Genomic DNA, 19,398 nt, shown 5'->3' with positions numbered 1-19,398 from the left:
CCTGGGCACTTCAACCCATTGGGATGGAAGTATTTCATCAGCCACTGTTCACTGAGTTCATCATCTAAAAGGTCAACAATCGGAAACTCCATACATCAACTCCAGGAGAAAAAGTCCAGTATAGTATACTCTATTGCACCAGGTTTGTACATGAGCCAAGAGATGATCTCTTACCGAGATGGTTTACTTAGGAAAATCCGCTTTACACTAACATTTCCATGTTCTAGAACTACCAGCGTATTGGCTAGTGCCGAAACTAAAATTTTCTAACAAAAAGGGAGAAAACAACATCAAATGAACCGAAAAGGCGCCTTATCTTTTTGGATCATAATATTATTGGTGGTCCCTATATCCTTTCTTGCTTTTGCGGTTGGAGTGGGTGTCTCGCTTTACAACCACATTACTGAAGGACTTCCATCCGTTAGTTCTCTTAAAAACTATCGTCCTCCCATAGTCACGACCCTGTATGCCGCTGATGGAACGCCTATAGCTGAATTCTATCACGAAAGGCGTTATCTTGTGCGAATTCAGGATGTGCCCTCTCACGTCATCAAAGCTTTTCTGGCTGTGGAGGATGCTCGATTTTACGAACACCCCGGTATAGATATATGGAGCGTATTTCGGGCTGCTCTTGCTAACATTAAAGCCGGAACTATAGTTCAAGGTGGAAGCACAATCACTCAACAGGTGGTTAAATCTCTTCTCCTTTCCCCAGAACGAACCTGGCAAAGGAAAATTCGTGAAGCCATACTGGCTTACAAAATAGACAAGTTCCTTTCTAAAGATGAAATCCTGGAGCTTTACCTTAATCAGGTTTACTTTGGAGCGGGTGCCTACGGAGTGGAAGCAGCAGCAAGAACCTTTTTCCGAAAACATGTTCAGGATCTTACAATAGCTGAAGCGGCTCTCATTGCAGGACTTCCAAAGGCTCCTTCTAAGTTTAACCCTTACGATAATTTTGATGAGGCAAGAAGAAGACAGCTATTCGTTATTAGTCGAATGGAAGAGGAGCATTTCATTTCTCACAAAGATGCAGAAGCAGCACGACAATACCCCATTGAATTAAAGGGACAAAGAGGAAGGTCCCTGAAAGAAATGAATCATTTCATTGAAGAAGTTAGGCGTCGAATGATAGATCGCTACGGAGAGAAAACCTTTTATGAAGAAGGGCTGCAAATTTACACCACCTATGATCCTAAAGCTCAACTTCTAGCTGAAAAGGCTTTGTTGAATGGACTTTCAGAATATGAAAAACGTCACGGTTTTAAGGGTGTTATTCGAGTGGTTCCTAAAAGCCAATGGAAAAACTTTATACGAGAATTAAGGGAACGACAGCCCAATATTTCTGAAGGGCAGGTCTTAGAAGGTCTGGTAATTGGAAGTGATGACAGAAAAAAGGCTTTTCTGGTATCACTTGGCCCTAAAGAACTTTTCCTTGAACGAACCGGTTGGGAATGGACAGGGAAAAGTTATTACACCATGAAATCCCTCCTGCAGCCGGGATCGGTTATCAAAGTTTCTGTGAAAAATATTTTAGAAAAACCAAGAAAATCAAAAAAGGAAAGCTATGAGGCGTCTCAACCATCAAAAACATTAATGCTGGAGCAAAGCCTTGAAGTAGAAGGCGCCTTTATACTTGCCGACCTTAAAACAGGTGATGTTCTTGCTCTCGCGGGTGGGCGCGATTTCCGTTCCAGTCAATTTAACCGAGCTACTCAGGCTCGTCGTCAACCCGGCTCGGCTTTCAAGCCCATAGTTTATGCCGCTGCTGTAGATCATGGTTTTACCGAACTTACAACAGTGGTTGATTCTCCCGTTGTTTTCAAGGGCGGTAGTGGCAGGCTATGGACACCCGGAAATTACGATGGTTCTTTCATGGGTCCTATGACCTTGAGAAAAGCTCTGGCTTTGTCCAGAAACGTTGTGGCGGTAAAACTCGCTAATGCTGTAGGTATTGATGAAGTAATAGATATGGCTCGAAAGCTTGGTATAGAATCACCCTTAACCCCTACTTTAGCTCTTTCTCTTGGTGCTTCTGGACTTCCTGTCATTGAACTGACTCAAGCCTATTCCGTTTTTGCCAATAATGGTGTCCTTGTTCCTTTCCGATTTGTTACTAAAGTCCTAGATCGAAACGGAAATGTGATGGAAGAATTTCCCATAATACAGAAAAAAGCTATCTCTCCCGATACCGCCTACATCATCACGGATATGCTCACGGCCGTTGTTCAGGAAGGCACAGGTAAAGCTGCAAAAGCTCTTGGAAGACCTGTTGCAGGGAAGACAGGCACAAGTAACGAATTTAGAGACGCCTGGTTTATTGGTTACACACCTGATTACATTGCGGGCGTATGGGTCGGTTATGACGATAATACTAAATCCCTTGGTGCGGGCGAAGCTGGAGGGAAGGTTGCATGCCCCATATGGACGACTTTCATGAAAGAATGGCTTACCGACAAGCCCATAAAGCCCTTTACGCCTCCCCCAGAAGTTGTCTTCGTGAAAGCCCCTTCATCTGAAGGAGAAAAAATAGCTTATGTGCCTTTTAAAGCCGATACGGTTTCTTCCTACAAAGCCAGTTTGGAACCTTCTACTACTACGGAAGAAGAAAGTACTACTGTGGATGATAAAGAAATTCCAGAAGACGTGGGAGATACGGGAGAATCGATTTACAAGTCAGGACTATTCTGATGACAGACATAACAAAAACTCTCCAAGAGTGGTTTGGATCTCCGGAAAAAGAAGGTCTCTTTGCCAAATTGTTTCCTTATTATGAATATCGTAAACAACAGTTAGAAATGGCTTTAGCCATAGCTGATGCTATAGAAAAGAAAGAACATATTATTGTAGAGGCCGGAACGGGGGTAGGGAAAACCCTTGCTTATCTCACTCCTATCTTTGCTTCCGGGAAAAGGGCTGTTATTTCAACCGCTACGAAAACCCTTCAGCATCAACTTGTTCGAAAAGATATTCCTTTTCTTTTGGAAAAGGTAGCTCCCAATCATTTCAAAGACAAGAATAGTGTGTGTCTTCTCAAAGGTAGATTGAATTATCTTTGCAAAAGGAGACTTGGAAGGCTTGAACAGGAAATCATGAGAGGGCAACTGGCTCAAGTCTTTGGAAATTACGACGGATTAGGGGAATTTATCAAGATTTTTAGGCGATGGCTCAGGAAAACCTCCACAGGAGAACTTTCCGAACTCTCTATCGAGTTGGCAAGTCAAGCGAAACTTTCTGCTACATACAAAAAACCTAATTGGGAAGAGATGCTGGGATATGTTCTAGGTGCTTCCCCTGAACAGTGTCCCGGACCGCGCTGTGCCTTCTTTGGTTCCTGTTTTGTTATGAACGCCAGAAAAAAAGCTTCATCCGCAAAACTCATAGTTGTTAATCATTACCTTCTCTGCACAGATCTTGCCGGAAAGGCTTTCCAGGCTTTTGAAGTTATCCCTTCAGCTGATGTGCTCATCATCGACGAAGCTCATCACCTACCCGACGTGATTACTCGCGCTTTTACGGTTTCTTATCACTCTTCTTACTTAGCAAAACTCGCAGAAGAGTTGGGCTTTGCTACTGGAAGAAAAGGAGAAGTCTGGAAAGAATACACAAAGATAGAACAAAAGATTATTGATTACCATGACATCCTGCTTGGTATTATAAATCAGGCATATGTAAGCAAGTCAGGTGATTTATCAACAGTATCACCAGGAGAAATGAGAGCGAACCTTCAAAAAGTTTTACGTGATAGTTCCGAGATGTCCAAGTTTATGGATATTGTTAAAGCTATTGCTGATGGCTACCATAGTATAAGGCTTATTTTGGACGAAACCAAAGAAGATCACCTGACATCCATTACCATGGCTGATGGATGTCAAAGCGTTCTTTCTCAACTAGCTGATAACCAATCCCCCGACAGTTTCATATGGTTCGAAATGAACGATCACGGCTTTTCTCTCTATCTCACGCCTCTCAACGCTTCAACTTCAGTTTCCGAATCACTTTTTGGATCATATTCTTCCGTTATTTTCACATCTGCCACCATTGCTGTGGCAAATTCTGGTGGCGGATCGAATTTTGATTATTTTAAGACTCACGTAGGTCTTGATCCATCAACCAAAACCTTAACTATTGGTTCTCCTTACTCTTACGAAGATCAAATGATGTGTTTCATACCTCCGATTCATTTTCCAATGCCTGATGATCCAGGCTTCATAGACGCTGTTCTCCAATATACTGTCCCTATAGTTAAATCTTTTCCTGGGGGAACACTATTTTTGTGCACCAGCTACCGTAATATGAAGCTTATTGCAGATGGTCTTCGAAAAGAACTGCCCGACCGCTTAATACTTGTTCAAGGTGAAGGATCGCGATCTCATGTGCTTGAAGAATTTCGTGTTAAAACCGGTTCTATACTTATTGCCACAGGCACTTTTTGGGAAGGAATTGACGTTCCCGGGGAAAGTCTTCAAGTTCTTTTGATTGATAAACTTCCTTTTCCTTCGCCTTCTGATCCTCTTGTTGAAGGTCGTTCTCAGTATATCACTATGTCTGGTGGAGATCCTTTCATGGACTATTATGTTCCGAAAATGATTCTTGGTTTGCGGCAGGGCATAGGACGGCTGATACGATCATCTCGCGACTGTGGTGTGGTGGGCATATTTGATATAAGAATAAGGACCAAAGGTTATGGTCGCTGGGTTTTTGCTAATTTGCCATCATGTAAGGTTGTTGAGAATTTTGAAGAGTTATTTAAGTTTATGGTAGTATAATAATTGTCTGTTTTTGTGGAAGAAGTGATCACTACCGCTATGCTCTTTTATAAGGAAGAAGAAAAAAGAGGTTATTCATGAGTTCAACAAACAGCTCTTTTACTCATCTTGATGAAAAGGGTCAGGTCAGAATGGTGGATGTTACTGAAAAGTTCCCAACTTTGAGGGAGGCCAGAGCAGAAGGTAAAGTTAAAATGTCACGTGAGGTCTTAGAGGCTATTCTCAGTGGAGATGCACCCAAGGGGAATGTTCTGGAAGCCGCTCGGATAGCAGGAATTATGGGAGCTAAAAAAACATGGGAACTTATACCGCTTTGCCATCAGTTAGCGCTAACGTCTGTCAATATTGATTTTGAAATAGAATGGGAGCCTCCAGCTATTGCCATATTTTCCGTTGTAAAAGCGACTGATAAAACTGGGGTAGAAATGGAAGCCCTTACCGCTGTCTCTATTGCTGCTTTGACTATCTATGACATGTGCAAAGCTCTTGACAAAATGATGACTATAGACCAAATACGACTTGTTTATAAATCTGGCGGGAAAAGTGGTGTGTTCAATCGCTCCTATTAATGATCCTTTTGCTAAAAACCGCTCAAGCGGCATCTTTTCCTATGCTTTTGGGATGTTGATAGCCGCAAACAGTGGTTGAAGAAGATAATCTCGATTGCGAGGAGTAGATCCCTATGAAACAAGAAGATTTGCTTTACTTCAAAAAACTCTTGCAGGATCGGCTGCGAGAACTTTTGGAAGAGGCGGAAAAGACTGTTCAAGACATGAGCGATAACGGAACTTTTTTCCCTGATCCGGCTGATCGAGCATCAGCAGAAGCTGAAAGAAGTTTCTTGCTTCGAATTAGGGAACGGGAAAGAAAGCTTATTGGGAAGATCCGTGAGGCTCTTGAGCGAATCGAAAATGGCACCTTTGGAATTTGCGAACAATGTGGTGATGACATTGATATTGAAAGACTTAAAGCCCGTCCTGTGACAACTCTTTGTATTGAATGCAAACGTAAGCAAGAGGCATTAGAGAAAATAAGAGGCGAATAGATTTTTATTCCCATGTTACCTGTTCCACATCCCCGATCCATATTTCTTGAACTCCACCGGAAGGAAGTTTAAGAATGAGTCCTCCGGTGGTTGAAAAATCAACAGCAGTTCCAGAAATTTTTTCACGTCCTGTGTTGATGGTTACAAACTTTCCCAGAAGCATGGAAGCCTTCCGTAGTTTTTCTATCCAGGGTTGCCAGCCTGAAATAAGAAAGGTTTCGTAAAATTCTTCGAATGTTTTTCCGAAACTGACAAGAATATCCTGCCTTCTTATAAATGCGGGGGAGTTCTTGAGTTCTATAGATATGGAGGTAGGAGTATATCTGAAGTTGCCGACAAAATCTTCCTGGCTGTAAAAAACGTTGACCCCAACTCCTACAACAACGAATTTTAGTTTCTGAGGTTCCATGTGAGCTTCTGCAAGAATTCCGGCGATTTTTTTGCCTTCAACAACTATATCATTAGGCCATTTTACCATGGCGGGAATTTTATAGAGGCTCTGTAATGTTTCAACAAGAGCGAGAGCCGTCAGGAGAGTGAGTTGTGAAGCTTCACGGGGTTCTATGGAAGGACGCAACACGAAAGAAAAGTAAAGACCTTTTTTAGGCTGAGAAACCCAACTTCTACCAAGCCTGCCTCGTCCTGCTGTCTGGCTTTCTGCTACGACCGCTATTCCTTCAGGACCTTCTTCCATAGCTAGCTTCATTGCTTCAGTATTTGTAGAATCGATTTCTCTGTAGTAAAAGTAACGTTTAGCAAACCATGATGTTTTAAGTTCACTTAGTATCTCTACGGGATGTAGCAAATCGGGCACTGAAATTAGTTGATAACCCTGTTTAGGTTTTTTCTCAAAAACATAGCCCAGTTCTTCGAGTTTCTGTATTTTTTTCCAAACAGCCGTTCTTGTGATGCCAAACCTTAATGCCAGTTCTTCGCCTGAAAGTTCCTTATCAGGCGAAGATTTAAATATGCGTAGAATCTCTATAAGAGACTGGTCACTCATGGTTGTTGCTTCCTTCTGCAATTCTAAGGAATTCTAAAGAACGCCACCCCGAGAAGAAAAATGGTCGTTTCTACAATTTCGCAGGTGGCGCCGAAAAGGTCGCCCGTAATAGCTCCAAAGGATGCAATATAACCACGCTTTAACAGTAGCACTTCACTTATAGAAGTGACCATGGCAACAATGGCGAAAACAGGATGCCAGAATAAAAAGGGCAAAAACCACATAAAAGATAGGACAAGAATTTTCCAGGAAAATCCTTCGATAAACTTTGCTCCCAGGCCTTGATTGTTCCCCTGTGCTCGCCATGCTAAAAGTCCCATTGCGAATCGTCCGCAAACCGGCGCTATTATAATTCCCTGCCAGGCTCCAGCCTGCTGAAGAACGCCCATAGAAAAAGCCTTAATTCCGATAATAATCGTGATAGATGCAGCTCCAAAGGTGCCTATGCGACTGTCCTTCATAATTTCCCGGCGTTTTTCGGGGGTGTAACCACCTCCCAAGCCATCTATCCAATCGGCGAAGCCATCGAGATGGAGAGCTCTAGTAAGCCAAAGGATGAGACCTGTTGCTAGAAAACCAGAAATAAATGTGGGGAATAGGTAGCGACTCACAGCTAAGAACCCGGCTATTACTGTTCCAAGTAAAGCACCTATCAGGGGAAAGAACACAAAGGCTCGAGAAAATTGCAACTGATTTGACTCAAATATTCGTTGTGGAACCGGGCAGCGCGTTAGGAAGCTAAGAGCCAGTAAAAAATCTCTTAACATTGGCTAATCAAGCCTTTTGGGAGTATGTGGACTAGATTTTGTGTTTAATACATGTGGATTAAATACCATCCCGCTTTGTGGGTGTTTGATGAGTATCGGAATGCCAGCAATCATCCAGCTAACATGAGTGCAAACAGCGGCTAATTTTTGATTTGCCCAACCGGCGACATCTCGGAATTTTCTTGCCAATGCGTTATCTGGCACAATTCCCCAGCCCACTTCATTGGAAACAAGAACTATAGGAGCAGAACGTGGATGATTTAAGACAGAACATAGACGTTCCACAGCTTCTTTTGGTGCTTTTTCTGCAATGAGAAGGTTTGAGAGCCACAGAGTAATGCAATCCACAAGAATTGGTAGCTGGTTTGGGAGTAAGCTTTCTAGCAGTTCGGTAAGCTTTAGAGGCTCTTCGTAAGTTATCCAGTCTTTACCACGTCGCTCCTTATGATGCTTTACTCGTTCGGCCATTTCTTCATCTAACACTTCAGCCGTAGCAATATAAATGTAAGGGGGATGTGCAGCAGTTATTATTTGCTCAGCGTAGAAGCTTTTCCCGCTTTTAGCACCTCCAAGAACGAGATGAAGCTCACTCACGAATTCCTCCTTCACCTTGAGTTTCAGCAAAAAGAGATCCCAGATACTCTGTTACAAGGCGATCTACAAGGTGTGGGAGAGGTTCTCTTATGGCGCCAATGATAGAAACTGGTTCCTGTGTAAGAGGTAAAAGGAGTTTATGGGCCGAAGATGAACCTATAGCCAGAGCGATCTCTGGAGTAACTTCACCCATCATGGCATGAGCAATAATAATGGATATGGGACCGATGATAATATCAGCCTTTGGAGCGCAATAACATATGGCGTGGGATCCTGTTGCACCTTTGTTTGCACCAGCTTTTAGCATTTGAGATGTAGCAATAGCGTTTGTGCCTAAAGCCCAAACTTCAACCTTTTCGCCGTATATTTCCTTGATTTTTTTAATAATGACCGATCCGATTCCACCACCCTGTCCATCAATTACTGCTATTTTCATTGTGATCTCCTTGTTCAACCTGAATTGTCTGCAGGCGTTCGATAAGTCGGTTTAACTCTTCTTCTGACCGAAAGAATATCAAGACCTGTCCTGAGGTCTTTCCGCGCTTTCGTATGCGCACATTCATACCGAGAATGGATCTTAAGCGTTTTTCCAGATAAGCCATACGATTTTCCTGTTCCAACAGTATGTCATCCGCATGGGTGAAAATTTCCGCATCGCTTTTATTGTTTTCTTCCTCAGTAGTTTCCCCGAACTGTTGATAAACCATATTTTCTACTGCTCTAACGGAAAGCCCCTGTCGGATGATTTTATCTCGCATGGCTAATTGTTCCTGTTCGGATGGGATTGCCATTATCGCTCGAGCATGTCCCATAGAGAGTCGCCCGTTGAGAATGTCTTCCTGGATAGGTTGGGGTAGGGAAAGGAGACGAAGGGTATTAGCAACTGCAGATCGGCTTTTACCCACTCGGCGAGCAATTTCTTGTTGAGAAAGCCCGAATTCTTTCTGGAGTTTGGCGTATGCCAGGGCTTCTTCGATGCAAGAGAGATCTTTCCGTTGTATGTTTTCTATGAGAGCGATTTCCAGAAGATCAGAAGGCGTAGCGTCTTTGAGTATGACCGGGACTTCCTTGATCCCGACTTTTTGAGCTGCCCGCCATCGGCGTTCTCCGGCGATAATTCTGTAATGACCCGGCTCTTCAGAGCGAGTTACAATTAAAGGCTGGAGCACGCCTTTTTCGGCTATGGATGCTGCTAGTTCTTCAAGATCCTGATCTTCTATAACAGATCTGGGCTGATGAGGATTCGGTTCAAGGTTTTCCACTGGGCAGAAGAAAACTTGAAAATCTTCTCGAAACATCCAATCTGCGGGTGAAGAAAGGACATCTTTGAAGGATTTTCCTAACCCTTTTTTCTTTTCCACGGCTATGCTCCTAGACGTTTTGTGAATTCTTTGGAAAGTTCTAGATATGCTTTAGATCCCGGGCAATGAGGATCATAAATTACGGCTGGCAAACCGTGGCTTGGAGCTTCTCCAAGGCGGACGTTTCTTGGAATTGTGGTTTTGTAAACGTAGAATGGGGATGCTGATTGAATTTCCTGAACAACTTGATGAGACAGGTTATTTCGGCGATCGAACATAGTAAAGACAATACCGTTTATGCGCAGAAAGGGGTTCCAGCGGGTTTTAATTCTGCGAATTGTATCTAACAGGAATGATAAGCCTTCAAGAGCGTAGTATTCACACTGGAGTGGGATTAGCACGGCATCACTTCCGACTATACAGTTTACGGTAATCAATCCAAGTGATGGTGGGCAGTCGAAAAAGATTATGTCGAAATCTTTACGAATTTCTTGAATTGCTTGGGATAAAAATTTTTCATTTTGGAATGAGGATTTTCCAGATGTCCATTCGACAGAAGCAAGTTTTCTATGAGAAGGGCTAACCCAGAGATCGATGTTTACAAAGGGGCGCATGATGGGCAGGTTACTTATTTCACCCGTAAAAAAATCGGCAAAGGAAGGATCTTTGCTGTTTATTCTAAGCCCAAAACCGCTTGAAGCGTTAGCTTGGGGATCAGCGTCAATTAAGAGGACTCGATACCCGAGCTTTGCTACCCCTACTGATAGATTCACGGCTGTGGTAGTTTTTCCGACTCCACCTTTCTGGTTTGCTATGGAAACAACAAAAGCTTGTTTTGACAACCCCTCAACACTCCTTAAGGTTTTGTTCATGATCCATTAAAGTGTTTCACGTGAAACATTTTAAAGTCGGTTTTTAATACCACTTATTCCGCTTCCGTTCAATTAGTATGATGGTATTAAATTTAACTCACAACTTTTTGCTATCTTAGTGGTTCTCATGCTGAAATGGCAAAGTAAAAGAATTCTTTCGTGAATGTTTATTTTTCGAATGTCTTCATTTCCCCCTTGACTTGGCATGCGTTGGGAGTATAAAAAGCCCTGAAAATAAAGCCATGAAGGCTTCTTGATGAGTCTTCATGGCTTTATTTATTTGTAGGCAAAACCCAATAAAATCAAAGTCGTAGGGGGAGATACTATGAATGTTACCAATTTCCTTGTTACCTGTGCAGTTGTCGGAGGAGACTGGATTCTTTTGCTACTTTTGATTTTAAGCTGTATTTCTATAGCTTTCATTATTGAGCGATATATTCTTTTTTCTAAATGGGAACGAGAAACACAGAAACTTTGGCAGGCTTTCAATCGTTGTCTTTGTGACCGTAAAATTGAAGATATTCAGCGAACCTCTTCTAATATTCAAACCCCTCTCGTTAATCTTATAACCGTTGCTTTTCAGGCTTTGCCCTTTGGTTTCAAAAAAATTGAAGGCGCTCTGGAAGCTGAAAAAGTTCTCCTTAAACTTGCCCTTGACAAACGTTTGTCTTTCCTTGGAACTCTTGGCTCGAACGCTCCCTTTATTGGCCTTTTTGGAACTGTTATGGGCATTGTTCATGCCTTCAGAGTTCTCGGCACCACGGGTCACGGGGGTGCCCAAATTATGGCAGCTATCGCAGAAGCTCTCGTCGCTACCGCTCTTGGCCTGTTCGTAGCTATCCCTTGCACTCTCGCTTATAACTACTTCAAAAAAAAGGAAAGCAACCTTTTAGCTTATGCCGACGCCATGAGTTATCTAATCCTTAAAGAGGTGCAACAATGAAAAGAGATGAAGAATTAATAACTGAAATCAACGTTATCCCTCTTGTCGATATCGTTCTCGTCATCCTCATTATCTTTCTTCTTGTGGCTCAGATTATGGGCCCATCCGTTTTTAAGGTTAAACTCCCGGAAGCGGATAACGCCGATGCATCCAAAATGTCGCCCGTTACCGTCTGGATAAATCAAGAAGGTCAACTTGCCCTTAATGGTTACGGTGTTACAAAGGAAGAACTTATAGAAAGCATAAAAAAGTTTCGAGAAGAAAACGAAGACCTTCAGGTGATTGTTTCCGCTGATGAGCGGGTTTACTACGGCGATGCCGTAAGAATTTTGGACATTTTAAGAGGAGAGGGGGTGAAGAGGCTTGCTCTTCAGGTTCAACCTAAATGAAAGGAATGTTAGTATATTAGCATTCATTATTTCTTTTAGCCTTCACAGCTTGGTTTTTGGCGTTGTCGGGATTAATAAAGGCTGGCGGAATGGAGGAATTCAAAAAGAACCGGTTCCCATAGAGTTGGTTGCTGTCAAAAAGGAGGAACCTGTTCAGGAAGTGCCACCACCCAAAATTGAGGAACCTGAACCTCCACCACCTAAAGAAAATCCTTCTGAGCCTGTGGCAGAAAAGGAGTTGGAAAAGACCGTCTCTCGTCCGCTTCCACCACCTCCTCCAAAGAAAGAAGCTAAAAAGGCACCTGTCGCCGAAAAGAAAGGACATACTCCCCGTATTTCACCGCTTATCGCTAAGCAATATGATAAACCCGATCTCGAAGGAATGACGGTTCCACCGGTTCCAGCAGATCAAAAGCTAGAAAATGCTCCTCCTGCGGTTATACCCGAGCCAGTTATGGGTAAAATGCTAGGGAAAGGCACAGGGGCAGATGAAGATACATCAGGAATGATTAAAGAAGTGGCTTTTGGAAGTAACCAGGGGCCTTCTTTCAAAAACATGGTTAAACCAGAATACCCTGAATTTGCAAGAAGGTTAGGACAGGAAGGCTATGTGCTCCTTAAGGTTCTTGTTGATGAAACAGGGCGAGTAAAAAAAGCTGAGGTAGTAAAAAGTGCAGGAAGAGCTTTTGATGAGGCAGCCCTTGAGGCAATTAAAAGATCCACTTTTTATCCAGCCAGAGAAAAGGGCGTGCCTATACCTTGTTACGTCAAAATTCCTATAAGATTCCAGCTTGTTCAGCGGTGAGACCGAAAAATTTGGGCTCCCGTTTTGTAATTTCGGGGCACGTTATGATGTGCCCCGATCATCTACACTATTAATTTGCTGGAAGATCAGTTCTTAATTGCTCCCCGCTTCCAATCTTGAGCCATTTTATAAAAACATCTGTTTCTGCCGAATTAAACCTTCGTCCCGTAGTTAATTCATAATATCCCGGAGGAACTGCAATACGTAGACTACATGTTCTATCATCCCGGTGTATTTGAGGTTTTTTAACGAATATTCTTTTGTCACCATCGAGTTTTGTGAGGGAAAAATCAACACCGTAGGACGGATAATTTTCTGGACAAGGGGATTCCTGTCCTCCGATTTTGATAATTAATTCCCCAAGGGGCAATGTATAAAGGAATGCCTCTTTATATGATCTAGCTTCAGGGTTGAACCTTAACCATTTTTTACCATCGTGGATCAAAATAGTGTTCTCGACCTCATCGTATAAAACAGCTATACCGACTGATCTAAAAAGACTTCCAAGGGTGATAAGAGTCTCTTTGTGTGAGTGCGAAATTCTATAGGTCAAGATTTCTTCCGGATTTAATGAGTCACTATGAAATTTTGGAGGAATCTGGCGAATTTGGTTACTGAATTTTAAAACTTTCTTGGCTATCTGAGACAGTGTCGCATTGGGATTTAGGTCAAGAAGTTTTGCCAGCCTGGGAGACTGCCAAAAAGGAGGCTCATCATAAATGCGGGGAGCCAAAACATAGTCCCAGAAGATTTCATCATTGTATCTAATCCCACCCTGGATTCTTTCTGATCTGGTTTTCAGTTTGTGAGCGATGTGCTGTCTCATTTCTAAGGGGGTTGCTAAAGCAAGTCCTTTAGGATCAGTTGAAGTAAGAATGTATTTCAATGCTTCAATTTCTGGATGTGTGAGAATATCCATAAGAGCAAGTAGTGAAAAGGCATTTGGGCCTATCTCAGCAAGGCGATTTACAATATCTTGATTTATATCTTTACGCCATGAAGAAACCAGTTTTCTCATGGAGTCTATAGCGGTTTCAGACCTTGATGGATCGATTGGTGGAAATGTTGAAGAAGAGGAATAAGAGTTAACATCTTCTGGAGGATTTAATCTGCAATCAAAAGATTCCGGAAGATCATCACTAACATTTATGGAAATGGTTTCATTATCATCTGCTTGATAACACAGAAAGCCTTTCTTTTTGCCCTCTTGAGTTATGGCTTCGATAAAATATCCTCCATGTCCAACTTTGAAGGTTGCCGAGCCGGTATCATCAGTAGTTTTAGTTGCCACCGCTCTGAGTCTTCCGCTGTTCCACAGAAGAAGCCTTACGGAAGCCTTTGTGGAAAAGCCCGTTTGGGCATCTTGCACTAAGACTCGTATTTGCTGCGTAGAAGTATATCGCTCGGTTTCGTTACAGAGAAACACTCCAGCGTAGGGATAAGGATCGTTACAGGAGTCGCCCGTAAGCGATGTAGTCCAGATAGTGGAAGCATATTTTAGCAAAGGTTTGAACCAGGGATTGTCGAAGTCTTCCTGAGGAGATGTAGCATCAAGAAAATGCCATTTTCCGTCGTCGAGATAGACTTCTACCCAGGCATGATTTCCGTCTGCATGTCTCCACGCTGGAGTCCAGGCGATGCGGGCAGGGATTGAAACGCTACGAAGAGCTGACACAAGAAGAACAGCCAGTTCTTCGCATCGTCCGAAACCTCTTTTAAGGAGACTGATGGGCCCAATGTCCCATCCACTGGTGGGTCTGAAAAAAACCTGTTCTCCACACCACTTATTGACTATCAAAGCGGCTTCACGTATGGTTTTTGCCTGGAAGACTTTCGGTGCAAGCAGGCTGAAAAACCTGGGTTTGTAAGCTTCGAACGGTTCTTGAGCGGCTCGATGAAAAAGTACAAAGTTTAGAAATACCGGCTCCGGAATGCTACGTCCCCAGGGCATAATGTCTTTTGCTATGTAGGAGTAATGAACATGATCAGCAATATCCTTAATATCAGCACGGATTATGTCCGTATCGCTTAGATGTTCGACTATAAACTTAACACCCTCTTGCTCTGAACGAGATAGTTTGAAGGTTTTTGTTAGCTCTACAAATATTTTTTCTCTCGATAAGGATGATAAGGGTGTAAAGTTTGTAGAAGATGGAGCACAGTGAGCATTACGCGGAACTCCATAGTAGAAAATTACAAAAAGCCATGTTAGCCACAAAAGTAAAACAACTTTTCTCATGGGCTTTATTCTTCTCCTTCTTTATGTTCAATGTGCTTGGTCATCAACGAATATCGAAATTCTACGAAGGAATTGTCTTATCATGGGGAAGAAAGAATGTAGAAAGACTTCTTGTGATTATTGCTGTTTTTGGCTTTTTTTCCTTAACGATTTGGATTGCTGTGGGTTCCCTAAAATCTTCTGAAAAGCTCTCTCGGACACTAAAAACTCTTGGTTTTTGGTTTGTTTCCATCCTGTTATGTTTTGTAGCTTACAGTTTGCTGATTTGTTCCATGGTGGAAATCGTTCATTTTCCTCAATACGCATTGCTTGCCCTTTGGGGTATTGTTCTTATTGGAGACACAGCAAAAGCCGTTTCTATAGTTACATTCTTGGGAATATTGGATGAGACAGTTAACTATATCTTACATCCCCGGTTTACTCCTTACCTGGACTTTAACGACATGGTGCTTAATTTTTGTGGAGCCATTGTGGGGGTTGCTTTTTACCATGCGGTAACGCAGAAAGCATTTCTACGTAGAGATCATTGGATTTTTAACGTTGGCTATGGATTAATTTTTGCTGTTGTTGCTTTGTTTACTGTCGGAATTTTAACTGGCATAGTTGAACTGGAAAATCCCCTGGCCGATCCTGCTCGAGCTATACAAAATGGGCACTTTATTCTTTCCTTTCAGCATTTTGAACCATTTTGGCGTTACACTGGCAGTGGAATAAAGTATCATATTATGGCACCTGTAGAAGGAATTTTACTGCTTGGTGTTCTTACATCGGTTGTGCATGCTGTGTGCGAAATAGGAACTCGGGATTGAAAGTCGAACGGCAATAATCGATAAACCCTGATTCTTAAATTCCAGTCAGGGAACTGTATCTATGTCTTAATCGACAGATCCGAACCCACCGCCTCCGGGCGTTTCTATCCTCAGCACATCACCAGCTTTCAAGTAACCGTGAAACTTGCCCCCGATTTCATTCTCAACACCGTTTATTATTACCACATTGCGACCTTTTCTGCCAGCTTCCCCGCCGGAAAGCCCGTAGGGTGCTCTACGACGACGTTCAGAAAGAATCGTTACTTCAGAATCAGCTAGAAGCTTAATCTCTCGAATAATTCCATCTCCTCCCCTGAATTTCCCTCTCCCTCCCGATCCTTTTCTTATGGAGTATTGCGTTACCATCAGAGGATACGAATATTCTAAGGCTTCCACAGGCGTGTTCAGGGTGTTCGTCATGTGACTATGCACGGCAGATTCACCGTCCCCATCCGAACTTGCGCCCATTCCCCCACCGATAGTTTCATAATAGGCAAATGAAGTTCCTGTTTGAGGATTCACTCCACCAATTGCCACGTTGTTCATCGTGCCCTGGCTGGCTGCCGGCACTTTTTCAGGTATAGCCTGTGCAAGAGCACCTAGAATCACGTCCACTATCCTTTGAGATGTTTCGACATTACCTCCAGCGACGGGAGCGGGGAACTCGGCGTCCACGATAGTTCCCTTACGAGTAATGACTTTAATTGGTCTGCTTAAGCCCTCATTGGTCGGGACATCCTCATCGCTCAAACACCTGAATACATACAAAACTGCGGAAAGTGTAATTGCATAAACAGCGTTTATACTCCCGGAAACCTGAAGGTCGCTTTCTGTGAAATCAAGTATAGCCTCATCACCCTTTATTTCGAGTTTGAGCCGGATTGCAATATCTTCTCTGTCAACCCCATCATCGTCCATAAAATCGGTAAAGTGATATACCCCATCGGGTATCTCTCTTATGACCCTTCGCATCACTCTTTCGGTGTAATCCATAAGCGCTTCCGCGTAAGTCCGACAAACTTCCAGACCGTATTTGGTAATCAGTTCTTCCAGGCGCTTTATGCCTGTCATGTTTGCCATTATCTGAGCGTATAGATCTCCTTCCCGTTCTTCAGGTGTGCGAACATTATTGAGAAAAAAGGTCATAAGTTTTTTATCCAGCCTTCCTTGTTCAACAATCTTAATGGGTGGAATGATAATGCCTTCCTGGTAGAGAGAGCGAGAAAGCGGCATAGAACCTGAGCTAATGCCCCCTATATCTGCATGATGTGCCCGATTTGCTACGAAGAAAACAGGTTTATCACTTCCAGCAAAAACAGGTGCAACTATGGTAACATCCGGAAGATGCGTTCCACCTTTGTATGGGTCATTCAGCATAACCATGTCACCAGGGAAAAAGGTGCATGTTTCTATAGCGGATTTCACAGAAAGAGGCATTGATCCCAGGTGGACCGGAATGTGAGCTGCTTGTGCCACCATTTGCCCGGAGGAGTTAAAAATAGCGCATGAGAAATCTCGACGCTCCTTAATGTTGGGTGAATAGGCCGTCCGATTTAACGTTACTCCCATTTCCTCGGCAATTGATGCAAAACGGTTCTTAAAGACCTCAAGGAGCACAGGATCTATTTCTTTGCTCGTCATTATTTCTCCCGTTCCATAATGAGATTTTTGTATTGGTCAACACGAACCTTCCATCCAGGGGGTATCACGGTCGTTCCGGAATATTCAACAATAATAGCTGGCCCATGGATGGAATTCCCAAACGAAAGCAGGTCCCTTCGGACAACCTGCGTGGACATGATCTGTCCACCAAAGACCACGTTTCTCTTCCCGACAAGAGCTTCACTGTTTATCTCAGCTCGGTATTCCGTTTCAGGTTTGGGAAATGGTTTTAAAAGAGAACCGATAGCTCTTAATCTAAGGTTGACAATTTCAACAGGCTTATCACTGTGAGCATAACCATATGTCTTTTGATGCTCTTTGTTAAATCTATCGACAGCGTCAGATCCCCAGGGGATCATGAGTTCATATGATTGTCCAACGTATCTCATGTCCAGATATTTTTCTATAATTATCTGATCTTTCGAAAAACCTTCTTTCGCAAGATCATCCATGGCTTGTTGCAAAAGCTTAGAAAAAACACTTTCTACGGTAGTTTCAATGTCGTGAGCCACTCGAATCATTATGGTCTGAGAGTAATCTTTTATTACGTCCGCAAGCAACATACCTACGGCAGACATGATACCCGGATCTTTGGGAATCAAAATTCTTGGTATGTTAAGTAGTTCCGCAAGGAAGGCAGCATGCAGTCCTCCTGCCCCACCAAAAGAAAAGAGAGTAAACTCCCTGGGATCATAACCCCTTTCTACCGATATTACTCTTATGGCGCGTTCCATGGTTGTATTTGCCACGCTCAGTATCCCTTCAGCAAGCTTCAAAGGGCTTATACCTAAGCGAGAAGCCATTTCCTGGAAGTAAGGTTTGAGTCTTTCTTCGTGAAGACGCATTGTGCCGCCAAGGAAGAATTCAGGAACGAGTCGACCTAAAAATAGATTGGCGTCCGTAACGGTTATTTTATCACCCTTTCCGTAGCATATGGGGCCAGGATCGGCTCCAGCGCTTACTGGACCGACTCTCAGCGCCCCACCCTTATCCTCATAAGCGATTGATCCACCTCCAGCTCCCACGGTATGGATATCGATCATGGGAACCTTTACTGGAAAGCCATCTATAATTGATTCAACCGTCAAAGGTAGCCTTCCATCGATAAGAGCAACGTCAGTGCTTGTTCCTCCCATGTCAAAGGTTATGAGGCGATCAAATCCCGCAAGTTTTCCTATTTCAAAAGCTCCCACTACACCACCTGCGGGTCCAGAAAGAATGGTCCTTACAGACTCTTTCATAGCCGTTTCGGCAGAAATACTACCACCATTGGATTGCATTATTCTTAAAGTGCTTTTTTCAGGAAGATGTTTTTTTATGTCTTTCAGGTAACGCGTCATCTTTGGAGAAACATAAGCGTTTATAACTGTGGTTGACATCCGCTCGTATTCTCGAAATTCCGGAAGAACTTCCGAAGAAAGAGAATAGGAAAAACCTCTTTTTTCCAGCGCTTTACCAAGAGTTTTTTCGTGATCGGGGTGAAGAAAAGAAAAGAGAAGACATACGGCAACTGATTCAACCCTTTCTTCCAGAAGCCGGCTAGTAAGACTTTCTATTTCACCGGGATCGATTTCCTCTAAAACCCGACCTTTAGAATCAACACGCCCGGAAATGCCGAACCTCAGTTCTGGTGGAATTAGAGTAGATCTCCTGCGATATTTAAGATCATAAAGGACGTGACGGTTCTGGCGACCGATTTCTATAATGTCTTCGAAATTTCGATTGGTTATAAGGGCGGTGCGAGCTCCCTTTCTTTCGAGAATTGCGTTTGTTGCGACCGTTGATCCATGAACCACATGAGCCGGCTTGCCTTGTGTGATATACTCAAGACCCTTCAATACCGCTTCTGCAGGATTATGGGGAGTAGAAAGAACCTTGTAAATTCCCCAACTTCCATCATCGCGCAGGAATATGAAATCCGTAAAAGTTCCACCGGTATCCACTCCAACCACGATCATCTCTAGCCCCCTTTTGCAGAGCTTTCGCTGGACTTACCAAAAACATCAAAGAACCGCCTTTTCCTTTTTCTCAGCCGTGACCATGGTACTCTAGTAACGCCCAGTAATTCATACACAAAAGTCTTCACATGCAAAACTACAACCTGCGTTCAGAATCAAGCTCAGGACTGTATTTCCAAGTTTTATGACGTTCTCCTTTTTAATCGGAAAATGAGCCTTTTTTGGTACTGTTTTTATTCAGG

The 19,398-nt window shown here is 43.1% G+C and carries 17 protein-coding genes; 8 read left to right on the top strand and 9 right to left on the bottom strand.

Translation table 11 applies throughout. From position 1 onward, the window contains the following. Positions 1-294: 294 nt before the first annotated feature. The 4 genes from WHS38_09670 to dksA all read left to right on the top strand — a co-directional run bounded on the left by WHS38_09670 (position 295) and on the right by dksA (position 5,814). The gene (locus WHS38_09670) at positions 295-2,691 is read left to right on the top strand and encodes a PBP1A family penicillin-binding protein (GenBank protein MEJ5301243.1); all 2,397 of its coding nucleotides are present in this window, start codon (positions 295-297) and stop codon (positions 2,689-2,691) included. Beyond that, a complete protein-coding gene (locus tag WHS38_09665; protein MEJ5301242.1) occupies positions 2,691-4,769 on the top strand; it encodes an ATP-dependent DNA helicase in 2,079 nt (692 codons plus the stop codon). Before WHS38_09670 ends, WHS38_09665 begins: the two co-directional genes overlap by 1 nt. 77 nt (positions 4,770-4,846) lie before the next feature. Then, the gene (gene moaC / locus WHS38_09660; protein ID MEJ5301241.1) at positions 4,847-5,338 is read left to right on the top strand and encodes a cyclic pyranopterin monophosphate synthase MoaC; all 492 of its coding nucleotides are present in this window, start codon (positions 4,847-4,849) and stop codon (positions 5,336-5,338) included. Positions 5,339-5,451: 113 nt separating this feature from the next. Then, positions 5,452-5,814: an RNA polymerase-binding protein DksA gene (gene dksA, locus WHS38_09655; GenBank protein MEJ5301240.1), complete on the top strand. Its 363-nt coding sequence runs from the start codon at positions 5,452-5,454 to the stop codon at positions 5,812-5,814. A 4-nt stretch (positions 5,815-5,818) separates the two neighbouring features. On the opposite strand, the gene WHS38_09650 is transcribed toward dksA, so the two are convergent. The 6 genes from WHS38_09650 to WHS38_09625 are packed head-to-tail and all read right to left on the bottom strand — an operon-like array spanning position 5,819 to position 10,321. Next, entirely contained in the window at positions 5,819-6,817 is a 999-nt protein-coding gene (locus tag WHS38_09650) for a biotin--[acetyl-CoA-carboxylase] ligase (protein ID MEJ5301239.1), read from the bottom strand. Between the two features lie 23 nt (positions 6,818-6,840). Next, positions 6,841-7,584 (bottom strand): adenosylcobinamide-GDP ribazoletransferase, encoded by a 744-nt coding sequence (gene cobS / locus WHS38_09645; GenBank protein MEJ5301238.1) that lies wholly within the window; start codon positions 7,582-7,584, stop codon positions 6,841-6,843. A gap of 3 nt (positions 7,585-7,587) precedes the next feature. Continuing rightward, the gene (cobU, locus tag WHS38_09640; GenBank protein ID MEJ5301237.1) at positions 7,588-8,178 is read right to left on the bottom strand and encodes a bifunctional adenosylcobinamide kinase/adenosylcobinamide-phosphate guanylyltransferase; all 591 of its coding nucleotides are present in this window, start codon (positions 8,176-8,178) and stop codon (positions 7,588-7,590) included. Then, positions 8,171-8,614, bottom strand: coding sequence for a DUF3842 family protein (locus WHS38_09635; protein ID MEJ5301236.1), 444 nt, complete (start codon positions 8,612-8,614; stop codon positions 8,171-8,173). The genes cobU and WHS38_09635 overlap by 8 nt, the downstream gene beginning before the upstream one ends. Next, a complete protein-coding gene (locus tag WHS38_09630) occupies positions 8,595-9,539 on the bottom strand; it encodes a ParB/RepB/Spo0J family partition protein (GenBank protein ID MEJ5301235.1) in 945 nt (314 codons plus the stop codon). The genes WHS38_09635 and WHS38_09630 overlap by 20 nt, the downstream gene beginning before the upstream one ends. Before the next feature lie 2 nt (positions 9,540-9,541). Then, entirely contained in the window at positions 9,542-10,321 is a 780-nt protein-coding gene (locus WHS38_09625) for a ParA family protein (protein ID MEJ5301234.1), read from the bottom strand. 355 nt (positions 10,322-10,676) lie between these two features. On the opposite strand from WHS38_09625, the gene WHS38_09620 reads away from it, so the two are divergent. From WHS38_09620 to WHS38_09610, 3 genes are read left to right on the top strand one after another with little or no spacing between them, the layout of a single operon-like run. After that, positions 10,677-11,294 (top strand): MotA/TolQ/ExbB proton channel family protein, encoded by a 618-nt coding sequence (locus WHS38_09620; protein MEJ5301233.1) that lies wholly within the window; start codon positions 10,677-10,679, stop codon positions 11,292-11,294. Continuing rightward, a complete protein-coding gene (locus WHS38_09615) occupies positions 11,291-11,683 on the top strand; it encodes a biopolymer transporter ExbD (protein MEJ5301232.1) in 393 nt (130 codons plus the stop codon). The genes WHS38_09620 and WHS38_09615 overlap by 4 nt, the downstream gene beginning before the upstream one ends. Then, complete coding sequence (locus WHS38_09610; GenBank protein ID MEJ5301231.1) at positions 11,658-12,488, top strand: energy transducer TonB; 831 nt, start codon at positions 11,658-11,660, stop codon at positions 12,486-12,488. The genes WHS38_09615 and WHS38_09610 overlap by 26 nt, the downstream gene beginning before the upstream one ends. A 70-nt stretch (positions 12,489-12,558) precedes the next feature. Here the strand turns inward: WHS38_09610 and WHS38_09605 are convergent, their stop codons facing one another. Further along, positions 12,559-14,727: a transglutaminase-like domain-containing protein gene (locus tag WHS38_09605; GenBank protein ID MEJ5301230.1), complete on the bottom strand. Its 2,169-nt coding sequence runs from the start codon at positions 14,725-14,727 to the stop codon at positions 12,559-12,561. On the opposite strand from WHS38_09605, the gene WHS38_09600 reads away from it, so the two are divergent. Next, a complete protein-coding gene (locus WHS38_09600) occupies positions 14,694-15,536 on the top strand; it encodes a hypothetical protein (GenBank protein MEJ5301229.1) in 843 nt (280 codons plus the stop codon). The two genes, WHS38_09605 and WHS38_09600, sit on opposite strands and share 34 nt — an antisense overlap. Before the next feature lie 66 nt (positions 15,537-15,602). Here the strand turns inward: WHS38_09600 and WHS38_09595 are convergent, their stop codons facing one another. Continuing rightward, complete coding sequence (locus WHS38_09595; protein MEJ5301228.1) at positions 15,603-17,177, bottom strand: hydantoinase B/oxoprolinase family protein; 1,575 nt, start codon at positions 17,175-17,177, stop codon at positions 15,603-15,605. Further along, on the bottom strand, positions 17,177-19,156 hold the full coding sequence (locus WHS38_09590; protein ID MEJ5301227.1) for a hydantoinase/oxoprolinase family protein: 1,980 nt from the start codon (positions 19,154-19,156) through the stop codon (positions 17,177-17,179). Before WHS38_09590 ends, WHS38_09595 begins: the two co-directional genes overlap by 1 nt. Between the last annotated feature and the right edge of the window lie 242 nt (positions 19,157-19,398).

The sequence above is a fragment of the Thermodesulforhabdaceae bacterium genome (assembly GCA_037482015.1).
Taxonomy (GTDB): domain Bacteria; phylum Desulfobacterota; class Syntrophobacteria; order Syntrophobacterales; family Thermodesulforhabdaceae; genus JAOACS01.
The sequence above is the reverse complement of the archived record's forward strand: the minus strand, read 5'-3'. Positions and strand labels throughout refer to the sequence as shown.